The organism is Senegalimassilia sp. (assembly GCF_977052095.1).
This window is the reverse complement of sequence record NZ_CDRSTZ010000039.1, coordinates 1-18,868: the sequence shown is the minus strand read 5'-3', so window position 1 is coordinate 18,868 and position 18,868 is coordinate 1. Positions and strand designations below refer to the sequence as shown.

General features: G+C 60.5%; 13 protein-coding genes and 1 riboswitch. Of the genes, 8 read left to right on the top strand and 5 right to left on the bottom strand.

The window, feature by feature from the left end:
- The 3 genes from ACWI6D_RS07300 to ACWI6D_RS07290 all read right to left on the bottom strand — a co-directional run.
- A partial coding sequence (locus ACWI6D_RS07300) for a DmsC/YnfH family molybdoenzyme membrane anchor subunit (protein ID WP_449134205.1) occupies nt 1-196 on the bottom strand: 196 nt, incomplete at its 3' end.
- 168 nt (nt 197-364) lie between these two features.
- Nucleotides 365-979, bottom strand: coding sequence for a 4Fe-4S dicluster domain-containing protein (locus tag ACWI6D_RS07295; RefSeq protein WP_449134204.1), 615 nt, complete (start codon nt 977-979; stop codon nt 365-367).
- Entirely contained in the window at nt 979-3,900 is a 2,922-nt protein-coding gene (locus ACWI6D_RS07290; RefSeq protein ID WP_449134203.1) for a molybdopterin-containing oxidoreductase family protein, read from the bottom strand. Before ACWI6D_RS07290 ends, ACWI6D_RS07295 begins: the two co-directional genes overlap by 1 nt.
- A gap of 294 nt (nt 3,901-4,194) precedes the next feature.
- Between ACWI6D_RS07290 and ACWI6D_RS07285 the strand changes: the two genes are divergently transcribed.
- From ACWI6D_RS07285 to ACWI6D_RS07275, 3 genes are all read left to right on the top strand, one after another.
- On the top strand, nt 4,195-6,060 hold the full coding sequence (locus tag ACWI6D_RS07285; protein ID WP_449134202.1) for a LuxR C-terminal-related transcriptional regulator: 1,866 nt from the start codon (nt 4,195-4,197) through the stop codon (nt 6,058-6,060).
- A 217-nt stretch (nt 6,061-6,277) separates the two neighbouring features.
- Nucleotides 6,278-6,373, top strand: a riboswitch (NiCo riboswitch).
- Nucleotides 6,374-6,476: 103 nt separating this feature from the next.
- Nucleotides 6,477-7,538, top strand: coding sequence for a cation diffusion facilitator family transporter (locus tag ACWI6D_RS07280; protein WP_449134201.1), 1,062 nt, complete (start codon nt 6,477-6,479; stop codon nt 7,536-7,538).
- Nucleotides 7,539-7,804: 266 nt separating this feature from the next.
- Entirely contained in the window at nt 7,805-9,622 is a 1,818-nt protein-coding gene (locus ACWI6D_RS07275; protein ID WP_449134200.1) for a GIY-YIG nuclease family protein, read from the top strand.
- A gap of 158 nt (nt 9,623-9,780) precedes the next feature.
- Here ACWI6D_RS07275 and ACWI6D_RS07270 read toward each other — a convergent pair whose 3' ends face one another.
- Both ACWI6D_RS07270 and ACWI6D_RS07265 read right to left on the bottom strand, forming a co-directional pair.
- A complete protein-coding gene (locus ACWI6D_RS07270; RefSeq protein ID WP_449134199.1) occupies nt 9,781-12,027 on the bottom strand; it encodes a DNA gyrase subunit A in 2,247 nt (748 codons plus the stop codon).
- An 84-nt stretch (nt 12,028-12,111) separates the two neighbouring features.
- Nucleotides 12,112-14,106: a DNA gyrase/topoisomerase IV subunit B gene (locus ACWI6D_RS07265; RefSeq protein WP_337368148.1), complete on the bottom strand. Its 1,995-nt coding sequence runs from the start codon at nt 14,104-14,106 to the stop codon at nt 12,112-12,114.
- 1,426 nt (nt 14,107-15,532) lie between these two features.
- Between ACWI6D_RS07265 and ACWI6D_RS07260 the strand changes: the two genes are divergently transcribed.
- From ACWI6D_RS07260 to ACWI6D_RS07240, 5 genes are all read left to right on the top strand, one after another.
- Nucleotides 15,533-15,739 (top strand): hypothetical protein, encoded by a 207-nt coding sequence (locus tag ACWI6D_RS07260; RefSeq protein ID WP_449134198.1) that lies wholly within the window; start codon nt 15,533-15,535, stop codon nt 15,737-15,739.
- A 409-nt stretch (nt 15,740-16,148) separates the two neighbouring features.
- Entirely contained in the window at nt 16,149-16,949 is an 801-nt protein-coding gene (locus ACWI6D_RS07255) for an FxLYD domain-containing protein (protein ID WP_449134197.1), read from the top strand.
- A gap of 333 nt (nt 16,950-17,282) precedes the next feature.
- On the top strand, nt 17,283-17,825 hold the full coding sequence (gene bilS, locus ACWI6D_RS07250) for a flavodoxin family protein BilS (protein ID WP_449134196.1): 543 nt from the start codon (nt 17,283-17,285) through the stop codon (nt 17,823-17,825).
- A gap of 169 nt (nt 17,826-17,994) precedes the next feature.
- On the top strand, nt 17,995-18,162 hold the full coding sequence (locus tag ACWI6D_RS07245) for a hypothetical protein (protein ID WP_449134195.1): 168 nt from the start codon (nt 17,995-17,997) through the stop codon (nt 18,160-18,162).
- On the top strand, nt 18,159-18,704 hold the full coding sequence (locus tag ACWI6D_RS07240; RefSeq protein ID WP_449134194.1) for a helix-turn-helix transcriptional regulator: 546 nt from the start codon (nt 18,159-18,161) through the stop codon (nt 18,702-18,704). Before ACWI6D_RS07245 ends, ACWI6D_RS07240 begins: the two co-directional genes overlap by 4 nt.
- The last annotated feature ends 164 nt before the right edge of the window (nt 18,705-18,868 follow it).

The window sequence follows — 18,868 nt, the reverse complement described above, 5'->3', positions numbered from 1 at the left end:
AGATGCGCTCCCAGTGCTGCAGGTGGAAGAACACCGCGATCCCGCCGAGCGCCAGCAGCACGCAGCTCAAGACCGCCAGCAGCTGCTGCGACTTCTTCCCGGCGCCCTTCAAGGCCAGCACGCCCTGGCAGCCGAACACGCCGCAGGCCCAGGCGGTAAGGGTGGTGAACAGAATCAAAGGCCATTGCAGTTCCATGCTACTCACCTTCCTTCCCAAACGCAGCCGCGCCGACAAGCCCCGCGCCGGGACGGGCGCACCGGCAACCCGCCGAAACACCGCAACTCACCGCACCGCAAAGCACACCCGCCATCAGGCGATTCCCTGCCGCCATCGCACCAGGGAGGCAAACAACCGAACTCGTCATTATTCCTCCCCCTTCCACGTATGGTCGCGCAGGATGTACAAGAACGACGGCTTGTTGCCCACGTCGGGCAGGTGATGCACATCGGCGTCGCTGAACTCCTCGCAGAAGCTACCAATCGTCTCGCCGCGTACGCCTCGGAAGTCCCGGATATCGCCATCGACGTCGCCGAACCATTTCGCCATGCCGACGCAGTTCTTCACGCACTGCGGCAGCTCGCCTTGGGCAATCTGCTGCTCGCACAGCGTGCACTTCTCCACCACGCGCTCTTCCTCGTTCAAATAGCGAACCCCGTAAGGGCAGGCCATCGCGCAGAACTGGCAGCCGATGCACTTGGCCTTGTCGATCTGCACGGTGCCGTCGGGCATCACGTGGCTGGCCTCGGTCGGGCACACCTTCACGCACTCGGGGTCCTTGCAGTGCTGGCACTGCACCGGCAGGTAGTAGAAGTCGCGCCCCGGCTTTTCGCCGCCTTCAAGCCCCTCGGACGGGCCGATGCGCAGCACTTTGTTCCAGAACGACCCGATGGGCACGTTGTTGACCATCTTGCAGGCCGCGTTGCACGCCATGCAGGCAACGCACCTGTTCAGGTCAGTCGCAATCGCATAATGAGCCATTACTTATCCCTCCCCTCGTACACCGGCAGCCAATCCTTCAGGCGCGGGTCGCTCGCGTCGGCGATGATGCCGTCGGGGCAGCCCTCCTTCGCCTTGTAGACCTTCACCGGGTAGCCGCGGACGATGGACGATCCGCAGTGCGGGTCGTCGATGTCGTTGTTCACCAGCTGATTGACCGCCGAGTAGCGCCAGCCGTGCTCGGGCGCGGGACACTCGGGGAACCACCAGGTGTGCTCACAGTTGATAACGCCATGCGGCACGCCGTAGAACAGGTCGGCAGTCTGGCGAATCTTGCCGTGCGGGCTTTCAATCCACACCCAATCGCCCTGTTCGATGCCCCACTCGCGCGCATCATCGGGATTGATCTCGCAGCGCGGCGCGGGCCATACCTCGCGGCACCACGGCAGCTGACGATGCTCGGAATGAAAGTACACCGGGATGCGTCGGCCGGTCAGGCACTGCACGGGATATTCCTCCCACAAGCCCGGGTTGCGGTCGCGGCTGTCGGGGTTCGGACGGTAATCGGGAAGCGCGTCCTCGGCCCCGCAGTACGTCTCCATGACGGTGCACCAGATCTCCTGCTTTTGCGTGGGCGTGTTGAAGCCGGGGATGACGTTGTGCTCATTGGGCGCCTCGGTGTAGCTCTTCTTCATGAAACCCGTCTGGTAGCGGCGATACGTGCCCCAGTCGTCCGGACGCAGCTTCTTGACGTCCCACCAGCCGTTTTCCTCGAACTGCTCCACATAGTCCTTCCACGAGGGAGCCACTTCGCGCACCACGTAGTCAAGCTTTTCCTCAAGCGTGGGATACGGGTTGTCATCATCCCAGCCCCACGGGATGCCAACGCGCTTGTACAGCGCCTCGACGATCTCGGGGTCGTACCACGTCTCGGCAAGCGGCTCCACGCACGGCACACACGCGCCGAGCGCGCCGCCGGAACCCTGCGACTGGCGCGGGCAGGGAACCTCAAGCCAGTGGCGGCACGGCAGGATGACGTCGGCAAGCTCGGAGGTAGGGTGATGCCACAGGTCGATGTCGAAGAAGAAGTCAAGCTGCTTGATGCAATCCCACGCCATGGTGGTGTTGCCCATGTTCATGAAGTCGCCCGACTGGCACACGCCGCCCTTGACCGGGTACGGGTCACCGGTGACGCCGGCCTTCCAGATGCTGTTGGCGTTGCCCCACAGCGCCCACCACTCGAACAGCGGGTGCTCGTCACGGCCGAGCTGCTTCGCCATAATCTCGGGGTGCTTGAGCTGGCTGTCGATGTTGGCGTTGTAGGACTGGTCGGAGAAGTTACCCATGTAGTTGACGTCGATCTTCGTGGCGCCGCGCTGGCCGCCCGGGCCGTCGGTGTTGCCGGTGATGCACGTCAGAAGCTCGATGGCGCGGCAGTTCATGATGGAGTTGCCGTGGTGCTCGATGGCCAGCTGGTACAGGATGCCGCCGTTGCCCCAGCGCGGGTCCTTGCGCGTGGCATAGGCGAGCGCCGCCTTCTCGATAAGCGCCGGGTCCAGCTCGCAGATCTTCGCCGCCTTCTCCGGAGCGTACTCATCGCAGCGGTCGACGAACTTCTGCCACACGGGGATGGCCGTGTGCTTGCTGCCGTCTTTGAACGTCACCTCGAAGCTGCCGAGCAGCGCAGGGTCGATGGACTCGAAGTCGTCCTCGTCGGGAAGCCATGCCTGGGACTGGCCCTCGCGCAGGTTCGCCTGGCCTTCCATGCCCTTGAAGTTGCGGCGCGACCAGCTGTCCTTGTGGCCCGTGCCGTCATAGCGCTTCCACGGCTGCTCGCCTTCCCAGCAATTGCACTCAGGGTCGACGGCCGGGTCGTAGGTCGGGTCGGCGGCGGCGCGCTGGCCGGTGGCGTTGAACCACTTGAGCGAGCCAGAAGCGTTGTCCCACACCATATATTTGTAGGGGCTGCCGTCTTCCTGCAGGTCGGCCTGGGTCAAAAGCTTCGTCTTGATCATGTTCGGGCCGTGGAAGATGTGCGGGATCTCGGGGCCCGAGGGCTCCTTGTCGTCGACGACGAGGAACGGCGCGTTCGTCCAGCGGCGCACGAACTTCCAGTCCACCAGGTCGTGCTTGATGACGACGTCGCACATGGCCAGCGCAAGCGCCGTGTCGGTGCCGGCGCGCAGGGCCAGGTGGATGTCGGCCTCTTTACCGAGCGCGGTCGTGCGCGGGTCCACCGAGATGAACGTGTCGGCCTGGAACACCTCGTCGGTGACCGAGCGGCCGGCCTCGTCGTAGTTGGACACCTCAGGCGTGGAGGCCCAGATGGTGTAGACCGGCGGACGCTCGACCGACGCCGACCAGCTATGGTTGTATTCGCTGGTAAGCGCGCTGGAGAAGTGGCGCGGGCCCTTGCACACCTGCCAGGCCACCGCCGTGTTCGGCGTCATGAACCAGCTGCCATAGCCGGCGTACGGGCTCATGCACCAGATGCGCCCGGTACCGCCCATGGTGAACAGCGACTCGCCGCCGTACTTCGCCTTGACGTTTTCGATGCCCTTGACGATGGTGTCGAGCGCTTCCTCCCAGCTGATGCGCTGCCAGCCGGGGTCCTCACCCTTGGGCTGGGTGCGCTTCATAGGGTAGCGCAGGCGGTCGGGGTGGTAGCACGCCTGGATCGACGACACCGACTTCGCGCAGCAGCTTCCCATGGAATGCGGGGCGCTCTCGTCGCCCTCGATCTTGACGGCGCGGCCGTTTTCCACGGTCACCCAGACGCCGCATTCCATCTTGCCGCAGCCGCGGCAGCACGTGCGGATGCGCCGCACCTGCCCCGCGCTGTCCGCCGCGGTGTAGGGCTCTTCCGCCAGCGCCGAGCCAGCGGTCGCGCCGATGGCGGCAACGGCCGCGGTGGCCGCGGTCATCTTCACGAACGTGCGTCGCGAGACGTTCAGCTTCGCCATTTCCTCCTCCTTCTGTCGTTGGTTGTATCCCCAAAACGGCGGTGACCCTCGGCGGGCCAACCTTGCCGGCCAGCGCCCCATCGCCGTTCACGAGGCCGACTATACGGAGCCAAAATGGCGAATGCATCATGAACGCTTTATGAAATAACCCCACGTCAACGCAAAATCATAAAGGGTTTATGATGAAATTCACGACCGTTTGACGGCATAATGGCCATGTTGAAAAAGGCGCTGCGGCGGTCAAGGGGAGGTTGACGCCGCGCAAGGGCGCCACGCACCAAGAGGGGAATGCGAATGGGAAACGGGGAAGCCGCGCCAAGTGGCATGACGAAAACGCGGGCGGCATCAGTTTGGCGCTGCGCCGGCTACGCTTGCAATAGAACTTGGATATGCCTGCTATTTTTCAGCTCGGTGCTGTTCCGCGGCATTGCGCCCGAGCAGCGTTGGGGAACAAGCGAAATGGTCTACCTTGTGTCGGTGATCACGCTCGCCGCCGCGCTGCTGTGCGCCGGAGCGGTTCACCAGCGCGTCACTGCGTTGCTCGACGCGCGCGGAGGGTTCCTCGTCGGGCCCATGCTGTGCGCAGCGGGAATCGCGCCGATTGCGTTGCCGAGCCTGGGAGCGGCCTTACCCGGGCAGCTGACGGTGGCCGTCGCCGGCGTGGGAACAGGTTTGGGTTCGGCGCTGATCCTGCTTGACCTGGGACGGGCGTACCGCGCAACCGACACGCGGACGTGCGCGCTGGAAACGCTTATCGCAACGGCCATCGCCGCGGCGGCCACCATGGCGGTGTTCTTGACGCCAGGGGCGTTCTACACGCCCATCGTGTTCGCCCTGCCCTTCGCCGCCGAAGCCTGCATCAAAACGGCGAGCTCCATCACCCTCGCGCAGGCAGAGGAACGCCAGCCCGAGCCCATGGGCGAGAGCATCCCCGGAAAACTTGTAGCAAAGTTCATCGCTGCGGCGCTTATTCTGGGCGTGGCCACCGGCTTCATGCGCGACACGTATTCGGTGCACAGCGCCGATGCGTTCGATCTAGGCTACGCAACGCTGTTCGCCATCGGCGCGGTGGTAGCCGTTGCGCTATTCACCCTGGTCATCACGCTGGGAAAACGATTCTCCATCAAACTGCTGTACAAGCCGGTCATCTTGGTGTGCGTGCTAGGGTTCGTGGTGGCGCCGTCGCTGGGCATGGGGACCTCGCTACCCTACCTGCTGGTCACCATCGGCTACACGGTGTTCGAAATCGTCGTGTGGGTGACGCTGTGCGACGCGGCCAACCGCTTTCAGTACACGTTCGTACAGGTATTCGGCATAGGCCGCGGAGCCACGCTGGCCATCGGCGTAATCGCGGGAAGCTTGCTGTCTCGAGCGCTTTCCGGCAGCTTCGCCATGAGCCATTCGTTTTTGGTCCTGGCATCGGGCCTGGCCATCGGCGCCATCGTGTTCTCGTACCTGTACGTATTTACCGAGAACGACCTGAATCTGTACGACTCCGAGCTGGACGGCGAAAGCCCGCAGACGTTGCTGGAAAACAACATGGCAGCGACTTCGGACGGAAGTGCGAGGATAGGAGCTGCGACAGCGAGCGGCGTTGAGATGGGCATGTCCCCCGGCGGGTACATAAGGACAGGAGCTGTGACAAGCGGCGTTGCGGGCGACGCGAAGGTCGCGAAGGGAGACGCGACAGCCGGGCGGGTATCCGGCAGCGCGGGCGCTGCAGGGCCGGCTGGGGTTGCGACGAGAAGCGGCGACGCGAATGGGAACTTGCGTGCAAGCGTGCCCGACGACCTGCAACGATGCCGAAGTTGTAACGCAGAAAGCTGTACGCAGCAAAGAGAGCGAGGACGCGTGGACGGCGAGGCGCCTGCAGCCGCGGCACCGACGAAGCGTAAGAAACCGCTGCTCGAACGCTGCCGAATCATCGGCTCCTACTACGGCCTGTCGAAGCGTGAGGTAGACGTGTTCCACCTGCTGTCGCTCGGCCGCACCGCCGCGCGCATCCAAGAGGAGCTGCTCATATCGGCAGGCACGGTGAACACGCACACCTACCATATTTATACGAAGCTCGACGTGCACTCCCAGCAGCAGCTCATCGACCTCATGCAAGCCGCCGACCTCGATGCCATGTCCGCCGAGCTAGCGAAACGGGGAAAGTAGCGAAGTCGCGAGCGAAGGGGAGAACGCAAGGGCAGACCCCCGTCTCGCCATCATACCGCTCGCCCTCTCGCAAAGCCTTCACAACTGGCAAGTAACCGGTGACATACCAGGGCGCGAGCCTTACTATGAGGGTGCTCTTTGCACTGCATTGCGTCTTGGTGGCGCGGGCGCGCACGGCCGCAGGGCCGGCGCCGAACCGCCGCAGGGCGCGAGCTCAACAGCGCAATCTGATCAGGCCGTGGCGCGCGCCGCCATGGAGCCGGGCCTGCACAAACAGGCAGCAGAAACGCACACGCGCGTCTGCGGGACAGTAAGCTGGTTCCCGCGGGCGCGTTTTCTTTATATAGTAAGCGCCCTGGAGCCGGCACAGCCAAGCAAGAGCTGCAACGAACCCGGCTACCAGGAGACGACCGACCATGAGCACCATCAAACAGAACGACATAAACGAAGATTCCCCGACGACGAAGACCGTGCAGCACACCGCCGACGCAGAAGGCAAGCCTGCCGCAAGCTCGCCGCATCCCGCGCCCACAAACGGTGCAGAAAGCTCTCCTGTCAACCCCAATACCCACAAGCTGGCCGCACCCGTCGAGTTCTCCCCCTCGCCTGCCGACGAGCGGCGCATCGCGAACAAGTTGGCGGGCGTGGGCGTGACGGGCAACATCGCGCTGTCGGCGTTCAAGCTGTTCGCGGGCATCTTCGGCAACTCGGCCGCTATGGTTTCCGACGCCGTGCACTCGCTGTCCGACGTGGCCGCCACGGCCATCGCGTTCGTGGGCGTGCGCCTGTCGCAGCGCGCCGCCGACGAAAGCCACCCCTACGGCCACGAGCGCTTCGAATGCCTGGCGTCCATGGCGCTTGGCCTCATCCTGGCCGCCACGGGCGCGGGCATCGGGTTCGCCTCCGTGGAGTCCATCGTCACCGGCGCGTACAAGACCGCCGCGGCACCAGGCTGGCTAGCGCTTTCGGCCGCCATCGTCAGCATCGTGGTGAAGGAAGGCATGTTCTGGTACACGCGGCACTGGGCGCGCGTGATGAACTCCGACGCGTTCATGGCCGACGCGTGGCACCACCGCTCCGACGCGCTGTCGTCGATCGGCGCGCTGGTGGGCATCGGCGGCGCCATGCTTGGCTGGGGCGTGTGCGACCCGCTGGCCTCGGCTGTGATCTGCCTGATCATCTTCAAGGTGGCCTTCGAAGTGCTGCGCGACGCCGTGAACAAGGTCACGGACACGCCGTGCGCGCCCACGTTCGAGCTTGAGGTGCGCGACTGCATCCTGGCGCAGCCCGGCGTCGTGCGCATCGACAACCTGCGCACGCGCAAGTTCGGCAGCAAGGTATACGTGGACGCGGAAATCGCCGTGGACGGGCAGTTGCGCCTGGTGGACGCGCACGCCATCGCCGAGGCCGCGCACGATGCCGTCGAGCGCACGTTCCCCACCGTCAAGCACATCATGATCCACGAGAACCCGGCGTAGGCGGCACAAGTCCCAAACTCGACGACTTTCCGAACGGAAATCGGTTAAAAATTGCCTCGGGTTTGGGACTTAGCGCGACTAGGCAGCGTTAAATCACATACGTAAAGGACTTTTTCACCCTATTGCGTTCAAAACCGGCTCATGTATGTGATTTAACGCGAACCCTCCGCCTATCCCCCGCCAAGCCTGGCATGCTGAGCGGCTTATGTAGCATCCCGAAAATGGTTATCGAAAGCACCTCGGCACGTTTCGCTATACTTAGCCACATGTCCGATTACCAACATATCTCGCACGGGTTCGAGCCTGTGTTCGACGACCGCTCGCGCATCCTCGTGCTCGGGTCGTTCCCCTCGGTGCAGTCGCGCAAAAACGCGTTCTACTACGGAAACCCGCAAAACCGCTTCTGGCGCGTCATGGCCGCCTGCTTAGATGAGCCCGTTCCGCCAAACGAGGGCGAGCCGATGGCGACGGCGCCTTCACCGGCCGGCGCGTCTGCGTACCGCGACACGACAACCGAGCAGATCTTGCCCCCCACCAGCGCAAACGGCATTCATCGGCCCGCTACGCCGAAATGGGGCGAAGCAAGTTCCACCAAGACAACGGCGCAAGGCGAAGGCCCCGCCAACCACGCCTCGCTTGCCGAGTCTATTGCAGCGAAGAAGCAGCTGCTGTTGGCGCACGGCATCGCGCTGTGGGACGTCATCGAGTCGTGCGACATCAAGGGCTCAAGCGACGCCAGCATCAAAAACGTGGTTCCGGCGCAGGTCGAGCGCGTACTGGAAACGGCGCACATCGGCGCCGTGGTGTGCAACGGCGGCACAGCCGGGCGCCTGTACAAGCGCTACCTGCAATGGCAGGTGGGGCTGGCGGCGCACGTGCTTCCCTCGACAAGCCCCGCGAACGCGCAATGGGACCTCAACCGGCTGACCGAGCGCTGGCACGCCGAGCTTGCGCCACTTCTGGCTGCAGCCGCCGACGGCACGCTGGGCGAAGCGCTTCCCCAAAGCGGCATCAAACGCAGCTTCGTCACGGCGAAAGTGCAGGTGAAAAGCGCGAAAACAGAAGTCGAGCCCTCCAACGCGAAAGCGGAAGTCAAGCCCACGATCGCAAGCAAACTTGCAAACAAAGGCAACTACGCGAACGAAAATACCAACTCCACAGCCGAAAGCGCCAACGGCGAAGCGCGCGGCGTAACAGCCGACGACACCGCCGGCGTAACAGCCGACGACACCGCCGGCGTGCTCATCGCGCCCGGCGCCGACGAGCACACGCAGAAGCGCACAGCCGCCAGCCCGCGCGTCCAATACGCCACGGTGCGCGTGGAGGCGCCAGCGGCGTCTAGCTGGTCGGTGCACAAAAGCATGCAGGGCAACAAGCGCGCGAACACCAAGCCCGAGCTGGTGGTGCGCGAACGCCTGCGCGCCGCCGGGCTGGGCGGCTACCGCCTGCAATGGAAGGTGCCGGGGCATCCCGATATCGCCTGGCCAGGCAAGCACGTGGCCATCGAGGTGCGCGGCTGCTTCTGGCACCGCTGCCCGCACTGCAACCCCAGCACGCCGAAGAAGAACACCGACTACTGGCAGGCGAAGTTCGCTCGCAACATCGAGCGCGACGAAGAAAACCTACGCCAGCTGACCGACATGGGCTGGCGCGTCCACGTAATCTGGGAATGCCAGCTAAAGAAGCGCACCATCGACGCCACCATGGCAAAACTTCTGCCAGAACTAGCCACTGAGCTGGGAAAAGAGCTCAAACTTGCGCCGAATACCACACCCGAGCAATCGACAAAGCCACACTTCATGTACGTGCTCGAATGCGCCGACGGCAGCCTGTACACCGGCTACACGCCCGACGTTGAAGCACGCTTGGCGGCGCATCGCGCGGGCACCGGCGCAAAATACACGCGCGGCCGCGGGCCGCTCAACTTGCTGGCCGTTGCCCAGTTCGCCACGAAGCACGACGCCATGAGCGCCGAATACCGCTTCAAGCGCCTCGCCCGCGACCAAAAAGACGCCCTGCTGGCACAAGCCGCCAAGCCCGGCGCCGACTTCGCCGCAATCCTACGCGAAGCATTCGAAAGCTAGCAAACCGAAAACGCCGCTGGCCTCATCGCACGCCAAGCGCAAGACCAGCGGCCCAACAATCTACGTTACCAAGTGCACAGGCCACAACGTTGCCACGCCTCACCTCGTAAAACCTGACAAGTGACCTGTCCCCTTGTCGGGTCCAGCCTGTGAGCACCTTACAGCTCGTCGAACAGGCTTTTCATGTCCGTTTCCTTCATGGGCGCTCCCGACGAAGGCAAGCTGGCGGCGCGGAACTTGTCAAGCGGCGCCTTCTCGCCCAGGAATTCCTCGGCCGTGCCCACCATGGTAACGGTGCGGCTGCCCTTAACGGTGAACGCCTGCACGCCCTGCGTGGAGTTCGTGGTCTTCGTTTTCAGCAGCGACGTGTTGAAGTTCACCAGGCGGTAATCGCTGGACACCAGCGCCAGGTCGCGCTCTTCGGTCAGCACCGTGGCAAACAGCAGCTTGCTGCCGCCGTAGATGGCGTTCTTCAGACGCTTGCGGTTCGTCTTCGTGACGTAGCCCGACAGCGCCACGCGCGCCACGCGGCCGTTTTCGAACGCGAACAGCACGTCGGCCTTATAGTCGCCCGGGTCGATAACCCACGTGACGCTTTCATCGGCATCCATGTCCAAATCGGTGGGCAGATACGACCCCAGCTGGGCCGACTTCGTGTCCTCGAACGACGACACCTTGCACTTGTACACCTGGCACTTGTTCGTGAACACCAAAAGCTCGTGGGTGTTGAACGACTCGAACTCGATGAACGGCTCGTCGCCATCTTTGTACTTCAGCGTGGTGGCCTTGCGCAGCACGCGATCAGTCATCTTCTTCAGATAGCCGTCGCGCGACAACATCATGGTAACGGGATATTCCTCCACCTCGGGTTCCAGGCTAACCTCGACTACCTCGGACGGATTCACCAGACCGGTTTTGCGCGGCATGACGTACTTCTTGTTCACCTGCGCCAGCTCGTCATGAATGACCTGCTTGATCTTCTTCTCGCTGGCAAGGGTATCGCGCAGCTCGGCGATATCACGCTCAAGGTTGGCGATGTCAGCCGTGCGCTTCATGATGTACTCTTCGTTGATGTTGCGCAGCTTGATCTCGGCCACGAACTCGGCCTGCACCTCGTCGATGCCGAAGCCCTTCATAAGGTTGGGCACCACGTCGGCTTCCAGCTTCGTGTTACGGATGATGGCGATGGCCTTGTCGATGTCAAGCAGGATGGCTTCCAAGCCGTGCAGCAAGTGCAGGCGGTCGGTTTTCTTCCCCAGGTCGAAGTTCATGCGGCGCCGCGTGGAATCGACGCGCCAGTTCACCCATTCCTGCAGGATTTGACGCACGCCCATGACGCGCGGATAGCCGTCTACCAGCACGTTGAAGTTGCATGAGAACGGATCTTGCAACGTGGTGGACTTGAACAGCTTCGCCATTAGCATTTCGGGGTCCACGCCGCGCTTCAGGTCGATGGCGATGCGCAGGCCCGACAGGTCCGTTTCGTCGCGGATATCGGCAATCTCGCGCACCTTGCCCTCTTTCGACAGCTTCACGATGCGCTCGATGATGATGTCGGTTTTCGTGGTGTAGGGAATCTCGTACACCTCGATGATGCGCTCGTCGGGCAAATAGCGCCAACGCGAGCGAATCTGGAAGCCGCCCGTGCCCGTGTTGTAGATGCGCTCCATTTCCTCGCGGCGGTAGATGATTTCGCCGCCGGTGGAGAAATCGGGCGCGGGCATGTACTCCAGCAGGTCGCAGTCAGGGTCTTCCAGGAAGTGCATGGTGGCCGTACACACTTCGTTCAGGTTGAAGCCGCAAATGTCCGACGCCATGGCAACGCCGATGCCCTTGTTCGCCGACACCAGGATGTTGGGGAACGTGGTGGGCAGCAGGCGCGGCTCCTTCATGGCGCCGTCGTAGCTGTCCACGAAATCCACCGGGTCTTTGTCGATGTCCTTGAAGATTTCGGCGCAGATGGGCGAAAGCTTTGCCTCGGTATAACGCGAGGCAGCGTAGCTCAAGTCGCCCGAGTAGTATTTGCCGAAGTTGCCCTTCGATTCCACGAACGGCGCCAGCAGCGCTTCGTTGCCCGTGGCCAGACGCACCATGGTTTCGTAGATGGCGGCGTCGCCGTGGGGGTTCAGTTTCATGGTTTGACCGACAATGTTCGCGCTTTTCTGGCGCGCGCCGTTGAGCAGGCCCATCTTGTACATGGTGTACAGCAGCTTGCGGTGCGACGGCTTGAACCCGTCGATTTCCGGGAACGCGCGCGACACGTTCGTGCTCATGGCGTAGGGCATGTAGTTCACTTCAAGCGTGCGCGTGATGGGCTGCGCCACCACCTCGGAGTGCAGGCCGATGACGTTCGGATTGTCGACGTGCTTTTTCTTCGGTGCGGTTTTCGTTTTCTTCTTTGCCACGGTTTCCCCTTGGTGCGTGTGTGAGGCGGCCGCGCGGGCCGCCCGGGTGCTTCATTTGCGTATGGCGCTTAGCGCGCGGGCGCGTTACTGCAGGTCAAGCTGGTCGAGGTATTCCTTGCCATGCTCGGCGATATGCCGCTTACGACCTTCGTCGTCGTTGCCCAAAAGCAGGTTGAACATCGATTCCATAATGGCCATGTCCTCGGGCTCCACCTTGATAAGGCGGCGCGTTTCGGGGTTCATGGTGGTCAGCCACATCATGTCCGGGTCGTTTTCACCAAGACCCTTCGACCGGTTGATGGAGCATTTCTGGTCGCCGATTTCCTTCAGGATGTTGTTCTTCTCCAGGTCGGTGTAGGCGAAGTACGTTTTCTCCTTGCAGTTGATCTCGTACAGCGGCGACTCGGCGATGTACACGTAACCCTCATCGATAAGCGTGGGCACGAGGCGGTACAGCATGGTGAGGATAAGCGTGCGAATGTGGTAACCGTCAACGTCGGCATCGGTGCAGATAATGACCTTGTTCCAGTTCAGGTTGTCCAGATCGAACGTGCCAAGGTTCTTCATGCGCTTGTCTTTGACCTCGACGCCGCAGCCGAGCACGCGCAGCAGGTCCATGATGATGTCGGACTTGAAGATGCGCGGGTAATCCTCCTTCAGACAGTTGAGAATCTTACCGCGAACAGGCATAACGCCCTGGAACTCGGCATCGCGCGACGTGCGGATGGCGCCTGCAGCCGAATCGCCCTCTACGATGTAGATTTCGCGGCGCGCTTTGTCCTTTGAGCGGCAATCGATGAACTTCTGCACGCGGTTGGCCATGTCGGTTTTCTGCTGCAGGTTCGTCTTGATGCTCTGGCGCGTTTTCTCGGCGTTTTCGCGCGAACGCTTGTTGATGAGCACCTGCTCCATGATTTTGTTGGCCGCATCCTTGTTCTCGATAAGGTACGTGGTCAGGCGCTCCTTGAAGAACGCCGTCATGGCCTGCTGAATGAAGCGGTTGTTGATGGCCTTCTTCGTTTGGTTCTCGTACGACGTTTGCGTGGAGAAGCAGTTCGTCACCAGCACCAGGCAGTCCTGCACGTCCTGCCACTTGATAGCCGATTCGTTTTTGTTGTACTTGTCCTGCGACTTGATGTACGAGTCGATGGCGCTGGTCAGCGCGCTGCGAGCCGCTTTTTCGGGCGAGCCGCCGTTTTCCAGCCATGACGAGTTGTGGTAGTACTCCTGCATCTGGAACGTGCGCGAGAAGCACAGGCACGCGGTGATCTTCACGTTGTAATCGGGCAGGTCGTCGCGGTCGCGGCCACGGCGGTCGGCCTGGATGAAGAACGGCTCGGTCAGGTAGTCGGTGCCCACCTTTTCCAACACGTAGTCCTCGATGCCCTTCGGGTAGCAGAACTCCTCTTCAGTGAATCCTTCCGGGCCCTCAAGACGCAGGCGGAACGTGACGTTGGCGTTCACGACCGCCTGGCGGCGCATCGTTTCGCGATACCATTCGGCCGGAATATCGATAGACGTGAATACTTCCAGGTCAGGGCGCCATTTGATAGTGGTACCCGTGCGGGTTTCGTCCGTGGGCTCAACCTGCAGCGCCTTCTTCTTCGCGCCAACAACCTTGCCCTTCTTGAAGTGCAGCTGATACTTGTTGCCGTCGCGCCACACGGTGACGTCCATGTATTCGGAAGCGTATTGCGTGGCGCACGAGCCCAAGCCGTTCGTGCCCAACGAGAAGTCGTAGTCGCCGCCTTCGTTGTTGTTGTATTTGCCGCCGGCGTACAGCTCGCAGAACACCAGTTCCCAGTTGAAGCGCTTTTCGGTGGGGTTCCAATCCAGCGGGCAGCCGCGACCATTGTCCTCCACCTGGATGGAGCCGTCGGCGAAAGCGGTGAGCGTGATAAGGTTGCCATATCCCTGGCGCGCCTCGTCGACCGAGTTCGACAGGATCTCGAAGGCGGCGTGCGCGCAGCCGTCCAAACCGTCGGAGCCGAAAATAACCGCAGGGCGCAGACGAACGCGCTCCTCGTCCTTCAACTGCCGAATACTGTCGTTGCCGTAATTGGCCGTGCTTTTTGCCATGCTCACTCTTTCGATGCTGATATTTCCCGTACGGCTTGCCGCCCTTTCGGCTGCCGTTTATTGCCCGCAGCAGCGCGCCGGCGCCAAGGCTGGCCGCACTGCAAGATGTTGCCGCCGGGCCAGAATTGCCGGCGACCGTTTTCCAAGAGTGAAACTTTAACACGATGTTTCGCCGCGCAGAAATATGTTCACAGCAAAACTACCAAACAGACGTTCGCTGATCACCCCAACCGACGAAACCCGGCATCGCCCGTCAGCCTCAAACCCAGACTGCAAGCCGCACACAAGGAAGGCTCACCCGCACCACGCAAATACCCCATTAGCTCGGCCCCATCCGACTCGGTTCCAACCGAACTAACCTTGTGACCTTGAATTTCATTGGCAATTAAATTGCCGCTTTACACCACACGGCTTGGGCAGCGAGCTTCGCCGCGCGAAGCTTGCCGCTTCGGCAAGGCGAACGGTACGAATTCTGGTATAAATCGTCCCAAGAGGGGCACTTTCGATGCTGCGAAACGCCGTTCAATCCGAAAGAAAATCGGCGCTTGAACAGGAAAAATATTGATTAGCAACAATTAGCAATCTGAGAACAGTCATAGCCGCCAGCTAATGATTGCAAGGCGAAAAGCCGCTAAGCTGAGACGCATACCAAGAGGCAGCAAAGCGAAAAGCACAGGCAACAACCATCCCGCAGTAAAAGGAGCAGCAGTGGAAGACTTCGCCAGAAACTTCATCATCGCCTTCATATCGTTCCAGATATTTCGCGCAGGCCGCGAAAGGCGCAAACTCGAAAAATGCCGGCACGCACATCGTAGCTAGAACGGAGCGCCCATGAAAACGATCGCACTATCCGTTGCCGTCTCGCTCGCGACGATTTTCGTCTTGAAGATGCTGCGCAACGCAAGAAAGTAAGTCGCCCAAAGAAAGGATTTCGCTATGACATGGCTCATCTACTTCCTCTTAGCACCGGTTTTCATCCTCATGTACTTGCTCAAGGTGCAGTAATCACCCCACGGCATGAGGCGAAAATCGACCCTTGTCCTATGGCGTCAACAGATTAAACATTAGTTCGGACGTAACCGACTCGGTTTCAACCGAACTAACACGGTCACGCGCGACCCGGAAGGCTGTATCCTTTTCGAGGGGAAATTCCGGAAGACGCCTATCGACCAGGCGATGATTCGCGAAGAGATCGTCCAGGTGGAGCGAACCGAGTTACGCTGCCGCAAATACGGTTTTTCTCGCAATCGGAATTTGCAGCAGAGCAAAGCGAAAATCCCCTGCTCATCCGCCTGAAAGGCATGTTCAAGCAAGGCACAGACGCCTCGTGTGCTTGTTCATTAATGAAACAACCTTTACCACGAGACCAAGCACCGCGCGCAAGCAAGTAGGCAAGAGCAGAGGGGCAGCGGAAGAGAGGCCAGCAATGAAGTCGCTTACCGAAGCGCAGGAAAACCTGCTGCGAACATTGGGGTTTCCCGTGGCGTTCGAAAACCTGAACGATGCCAAGTTGACACGCATCGAAGACGCGCTTTCGAACGAAATACAGACGCACGGCATCAACAAAACGAGCAACGGACTGAACGACTACGGCGAGTTATACCGCTCGTGCATAATAGCACTACCGGACTAACGGCGGTCACCTCGCAAGCTAAATACCCTTCGAGATGAATGCCACAGAGCGAGTCGCAAACAATTTCATTGACGCCGACGACAAACAACCACCTCAAGCAGATTAGGCACCGCCAACAGCGAAAACTGGCAAACCATCACCGCAATTCAGTACGACGATCAATTTTCCAACGTAACTCTAACCACCAGCAGCAGCCAAGTTGGCCTGCGGGAAGCCTTCGCCCCTCTCCAAGCCGGAATCATTTCTTGCATGTACCAGCAAATTGCCGGCCAACCCGTCAAATGCACCGTCAGCATTGTTGACGAATCTGGAGCTGAACTCTCCAGCAGCGTCTACCCCGATGTGCTTGACAGCGAACAAAAAGACGCTGTTGTAGCGAATTAAGGCAGGTAGTCAAATGGATGCGGTCATGAAGAAGCACGTGCTTATCCCCCTATGCACGATCATCGCGTGCGCTCTCCTGCTGACAGGTTGCACCAGTCAAAGCCCAAATCAAAGCGAGCCTCAATATGCCGACGAAGCCTTTATCGCCTCACTTGCAAAAGGCTACGAAGCTCGCGATACGCTAGTCAATCAGTCGCCCAACGCGGAAAAGTCGGTTGAGTACTACGAGAAAATCGTTGATGCCGAACTATCTCAAGTTGAGCAATATCAAACAGCACAATTCCAAGACAGCAAACTGCAAGAAAACGCGATTGCATACATCAACGCTTTGAAGGACCAGCGCGCTGCCGCAGGGCTGTATGAAACCGACAAGGATAAATGCACGCAAGATTGGCAAAAAGCCTACGACAAGCGAACCGAACTGCTTCGCCTTTTTGTCGACGATTACGGACTCACCGTATCAGGCTCGCACCAAGACAGCCTGAACGATCTTGTAAGCCACGGCAAGAAAGTCACGCGTGAGAATGACGAAAGAGCCGCCGTGGAATCGCTTGCAGCATCAATTGTCCCAGAATTCACCGAACAGTATTCGACCTATACCGGCAAGGCAACGGTGACGAACAATACGGGATATGATTTCGACACCATCTCGTTCAAGGTCGAACTGTTCGACGAAAGCAATGTGAAAGTCGAAACAACAGGAATGTACGCCAGCCACTGGCTTAATGGCGAGACCATCGTTCTCGATTGCTACACGTCAGTACAAGAACCCCCGGCAATGGTGAAGGTGGTAGCCGACTATTATCAAGTTGCTGAAAGCAATTAAGGCAACGGGCTCTTGCTATAGCCCTCTATTCAATCAAGGAATCAATGAACGAAGCGCGGAATGCATCAAACGCAGCGAATTCACGAAATCAAGCCGACAGCCCTCGCCGTCATTTCGGAAAACTCGCAATCTGAGCCACGAAACCCGATGAAGCTTCCTTTAGCAGCTTAAGTTTCGAGACAAAGCCTTTCGGAATGGGAAAACAGCAAGGCAATGCAGTGAAAACAGCGGGCGCCGCTGTGCTGGAAAGCTTGCCGAGGGATAGAATCAATGCAATAACGATTCCGCTTCGGAAAGCAAGAACGTTCGCAAGCAATGGAAGGCAGGGCAGGTATGAGCAGCAAGGGTTATTCGATCGTGTTCAGCAGCAGAACAGGGAATACCGCCGAGCTTGCGGAGGCTGTTCGCAAGACGCTGCCGGAAGGGACGTGCGAGTATTTCGGGAGCGTGAATGGGAACGATGACGGCAGCTGCGCCAGCAGCGCAATCCCCGCGTCGGAGACGCTGTTCGTGGGCTTTTGGACGAACCAGGGCGTAGCGGACCAGGCAACGCAGCAGCTGCTGGGGCAGTTGAAGAACAGGAAGGTCTTCCTGTTCGGCACCGCCGGCTTTGGCGGCAGCGAGGCATATTTCCAAGCGATTCTGGACAAGACGAAAGCATTCATCGACGACAGCAACATCGTGATCGGAGCCTTCATGTGCCAGGGCAAAATGCCGCATTCCGTGCGCGAGCGTTACGTGAAAATGAAGGAACAGCCTGACCATATGCCCAACATCGACGCCATGATCGAAAACTTCGACAAAGCCCTATCCCACCCCAATGCCAACGACCTGGAGAAGCTGGCAAATCTAGTGAGCGAAACCGTCGAACAGTAGAGAAAACCAATCGAGCGCATTTAAGCCGCAACCAACCGCCTCCCCACATGCGGATCCCCTCCCACCCTCGCACAGCAAAAGCGCGCCGCTTGCAACTTTTAACCGGCGCGGCACATAGGCATTGGTAGAATCGAATGCAGGTCCAATCATTCGCACGGCAAGGAGCGCCGTGTTCTCGGTCGAAACGTGGCCGCGCCTGTTCCTTGCGGCTAGCGGCCTTGCCGCCGGCGCCCTGTTCGACATCCGCGAGCGCCGCTACATGGGGTTCATCATGTTCGCGGTCACGGCGCTGTCCACCATATCATCCTGGCCGTTGAGGCCGGGGCAAGCCCCGTGATCGGGCTGATCGTGTTCTATCTGAACTCCGGGTTCTTCGTCACGTTCTTCACCACCACGTTTTTGCAGCTGGCGCCGCGCATGCGCACGCCGCAGCTGTGGGCAGGCATGGGCCGCGCCGCCAACAACCTGTGCACGTTCACCGTGTCAGGGGTCTCCATGATGCTGACGCAATCGGGCATCGCGGCCGCGATGATCGCGTCGCTGATCCTGTTCGTGCTGGTCAGCGTTGCGTTCGTGGGTGCCGGGCTGTTCCGCCTGCCGTCGACGGTCGGGGAACGCGAGGCCATCAAGGCGGGCCTTGCCGCCGCGGCCGCGCCGACTGTGGAGGAGATGCAGGTCGAGTTCATCAGCCGAAGCGGCCTGACGCCGCGCGAGGAAGAAGGGCTGCGCGCCGTGACCGCCGACGAGCGCCCGCTCAAGCAAGTGGCCGATGACCTGGGCATTTCGCTGCGTATGGTGCAACGTCACCTGACCAACATCTACAGCAAGACCGACACGCAAACCCGAGCCGGCCTCACCCGCGCATTCTTCGGGAAATAGGACGGCTGCGCACGAGAAAGCAGCAGCTTGCCAACAAGCCTCACTTGCGCATTCTTCGGGAAATAGGACGGCTTCCCGCCGTCCAAGCTCGATCAGGCAATAGGATCAGTCAGAGCGGCAAGCTTTCCCGGCCGCACAAACGCGACCGCTTTTCGGCTTCGAAA

Bases quoted from the DNA above. Each gene is read 5' to 3' on its own strand.
- ACWI6D_RS07265 (WP_337368148.1), bottom strand. From the start codon at position 14,106: ATGGCAAAAAGCACGGCCAATTACGGCAACGACAGTATTCGGCAGTTG.
- ACWI6D_RS07285 (WP_449134202.1), top strand. From the start codon at position 4,195: ATGGGAAACGGGGAAGCCGCGCCAAGTGGCATGACGAAAACGCGGGCG.
- ACWI6D_RS07255 (WP_449134197.1), top strand. From the start codon at position 16,149: ATGAAGAAGCACGTGCTTATCCCCCTATGCACGATCATCGCGTGCGCT.
- ACWI6D_RS07290 (WP_449134203.1), bottom strand. From the start codon at position 3,900: ATGGCGAAGCTGAACGTCTCGCGACGCACGTTCGTGAAGATGACCGCG.
- bilS (WP_449134196.1), top strand. From the start codon at position 17,283: ATGAGCAGCAAGGGTTATTCGATCGTGTTCAGCAGCAGAACAGGGAAT.
- ACWI6D_RS07280 (WP_449134201.1), top strand. From the start codon at position 6,477: ATGAGCACCATCAAACAGAACGACATAAACGAAGATTCCCCGACGACG.
- ACWI6D_RS07295 (WP_449134204.1), bottom strand. From the start codon at position 979: ATGGCTCATTATGCGATTGCGACTGACCTGAACAGGTGCGTTGCCTGC.
- ACWI6D_RS07260 (WP_449134198.1), top strand. From the start codon at position 15,533: ATGAAGTCGCTTACCGAAGCGCAGGAAAACCTGCTGCGAACATTGGGG.
- ACWI6D_RS07275 (WP_449134200.1), top strand. From the start codon at position 7,805: ATGTCCGATTACCAACATATCTCGCACGGGTTCGAGCCTGTGTTCGAC.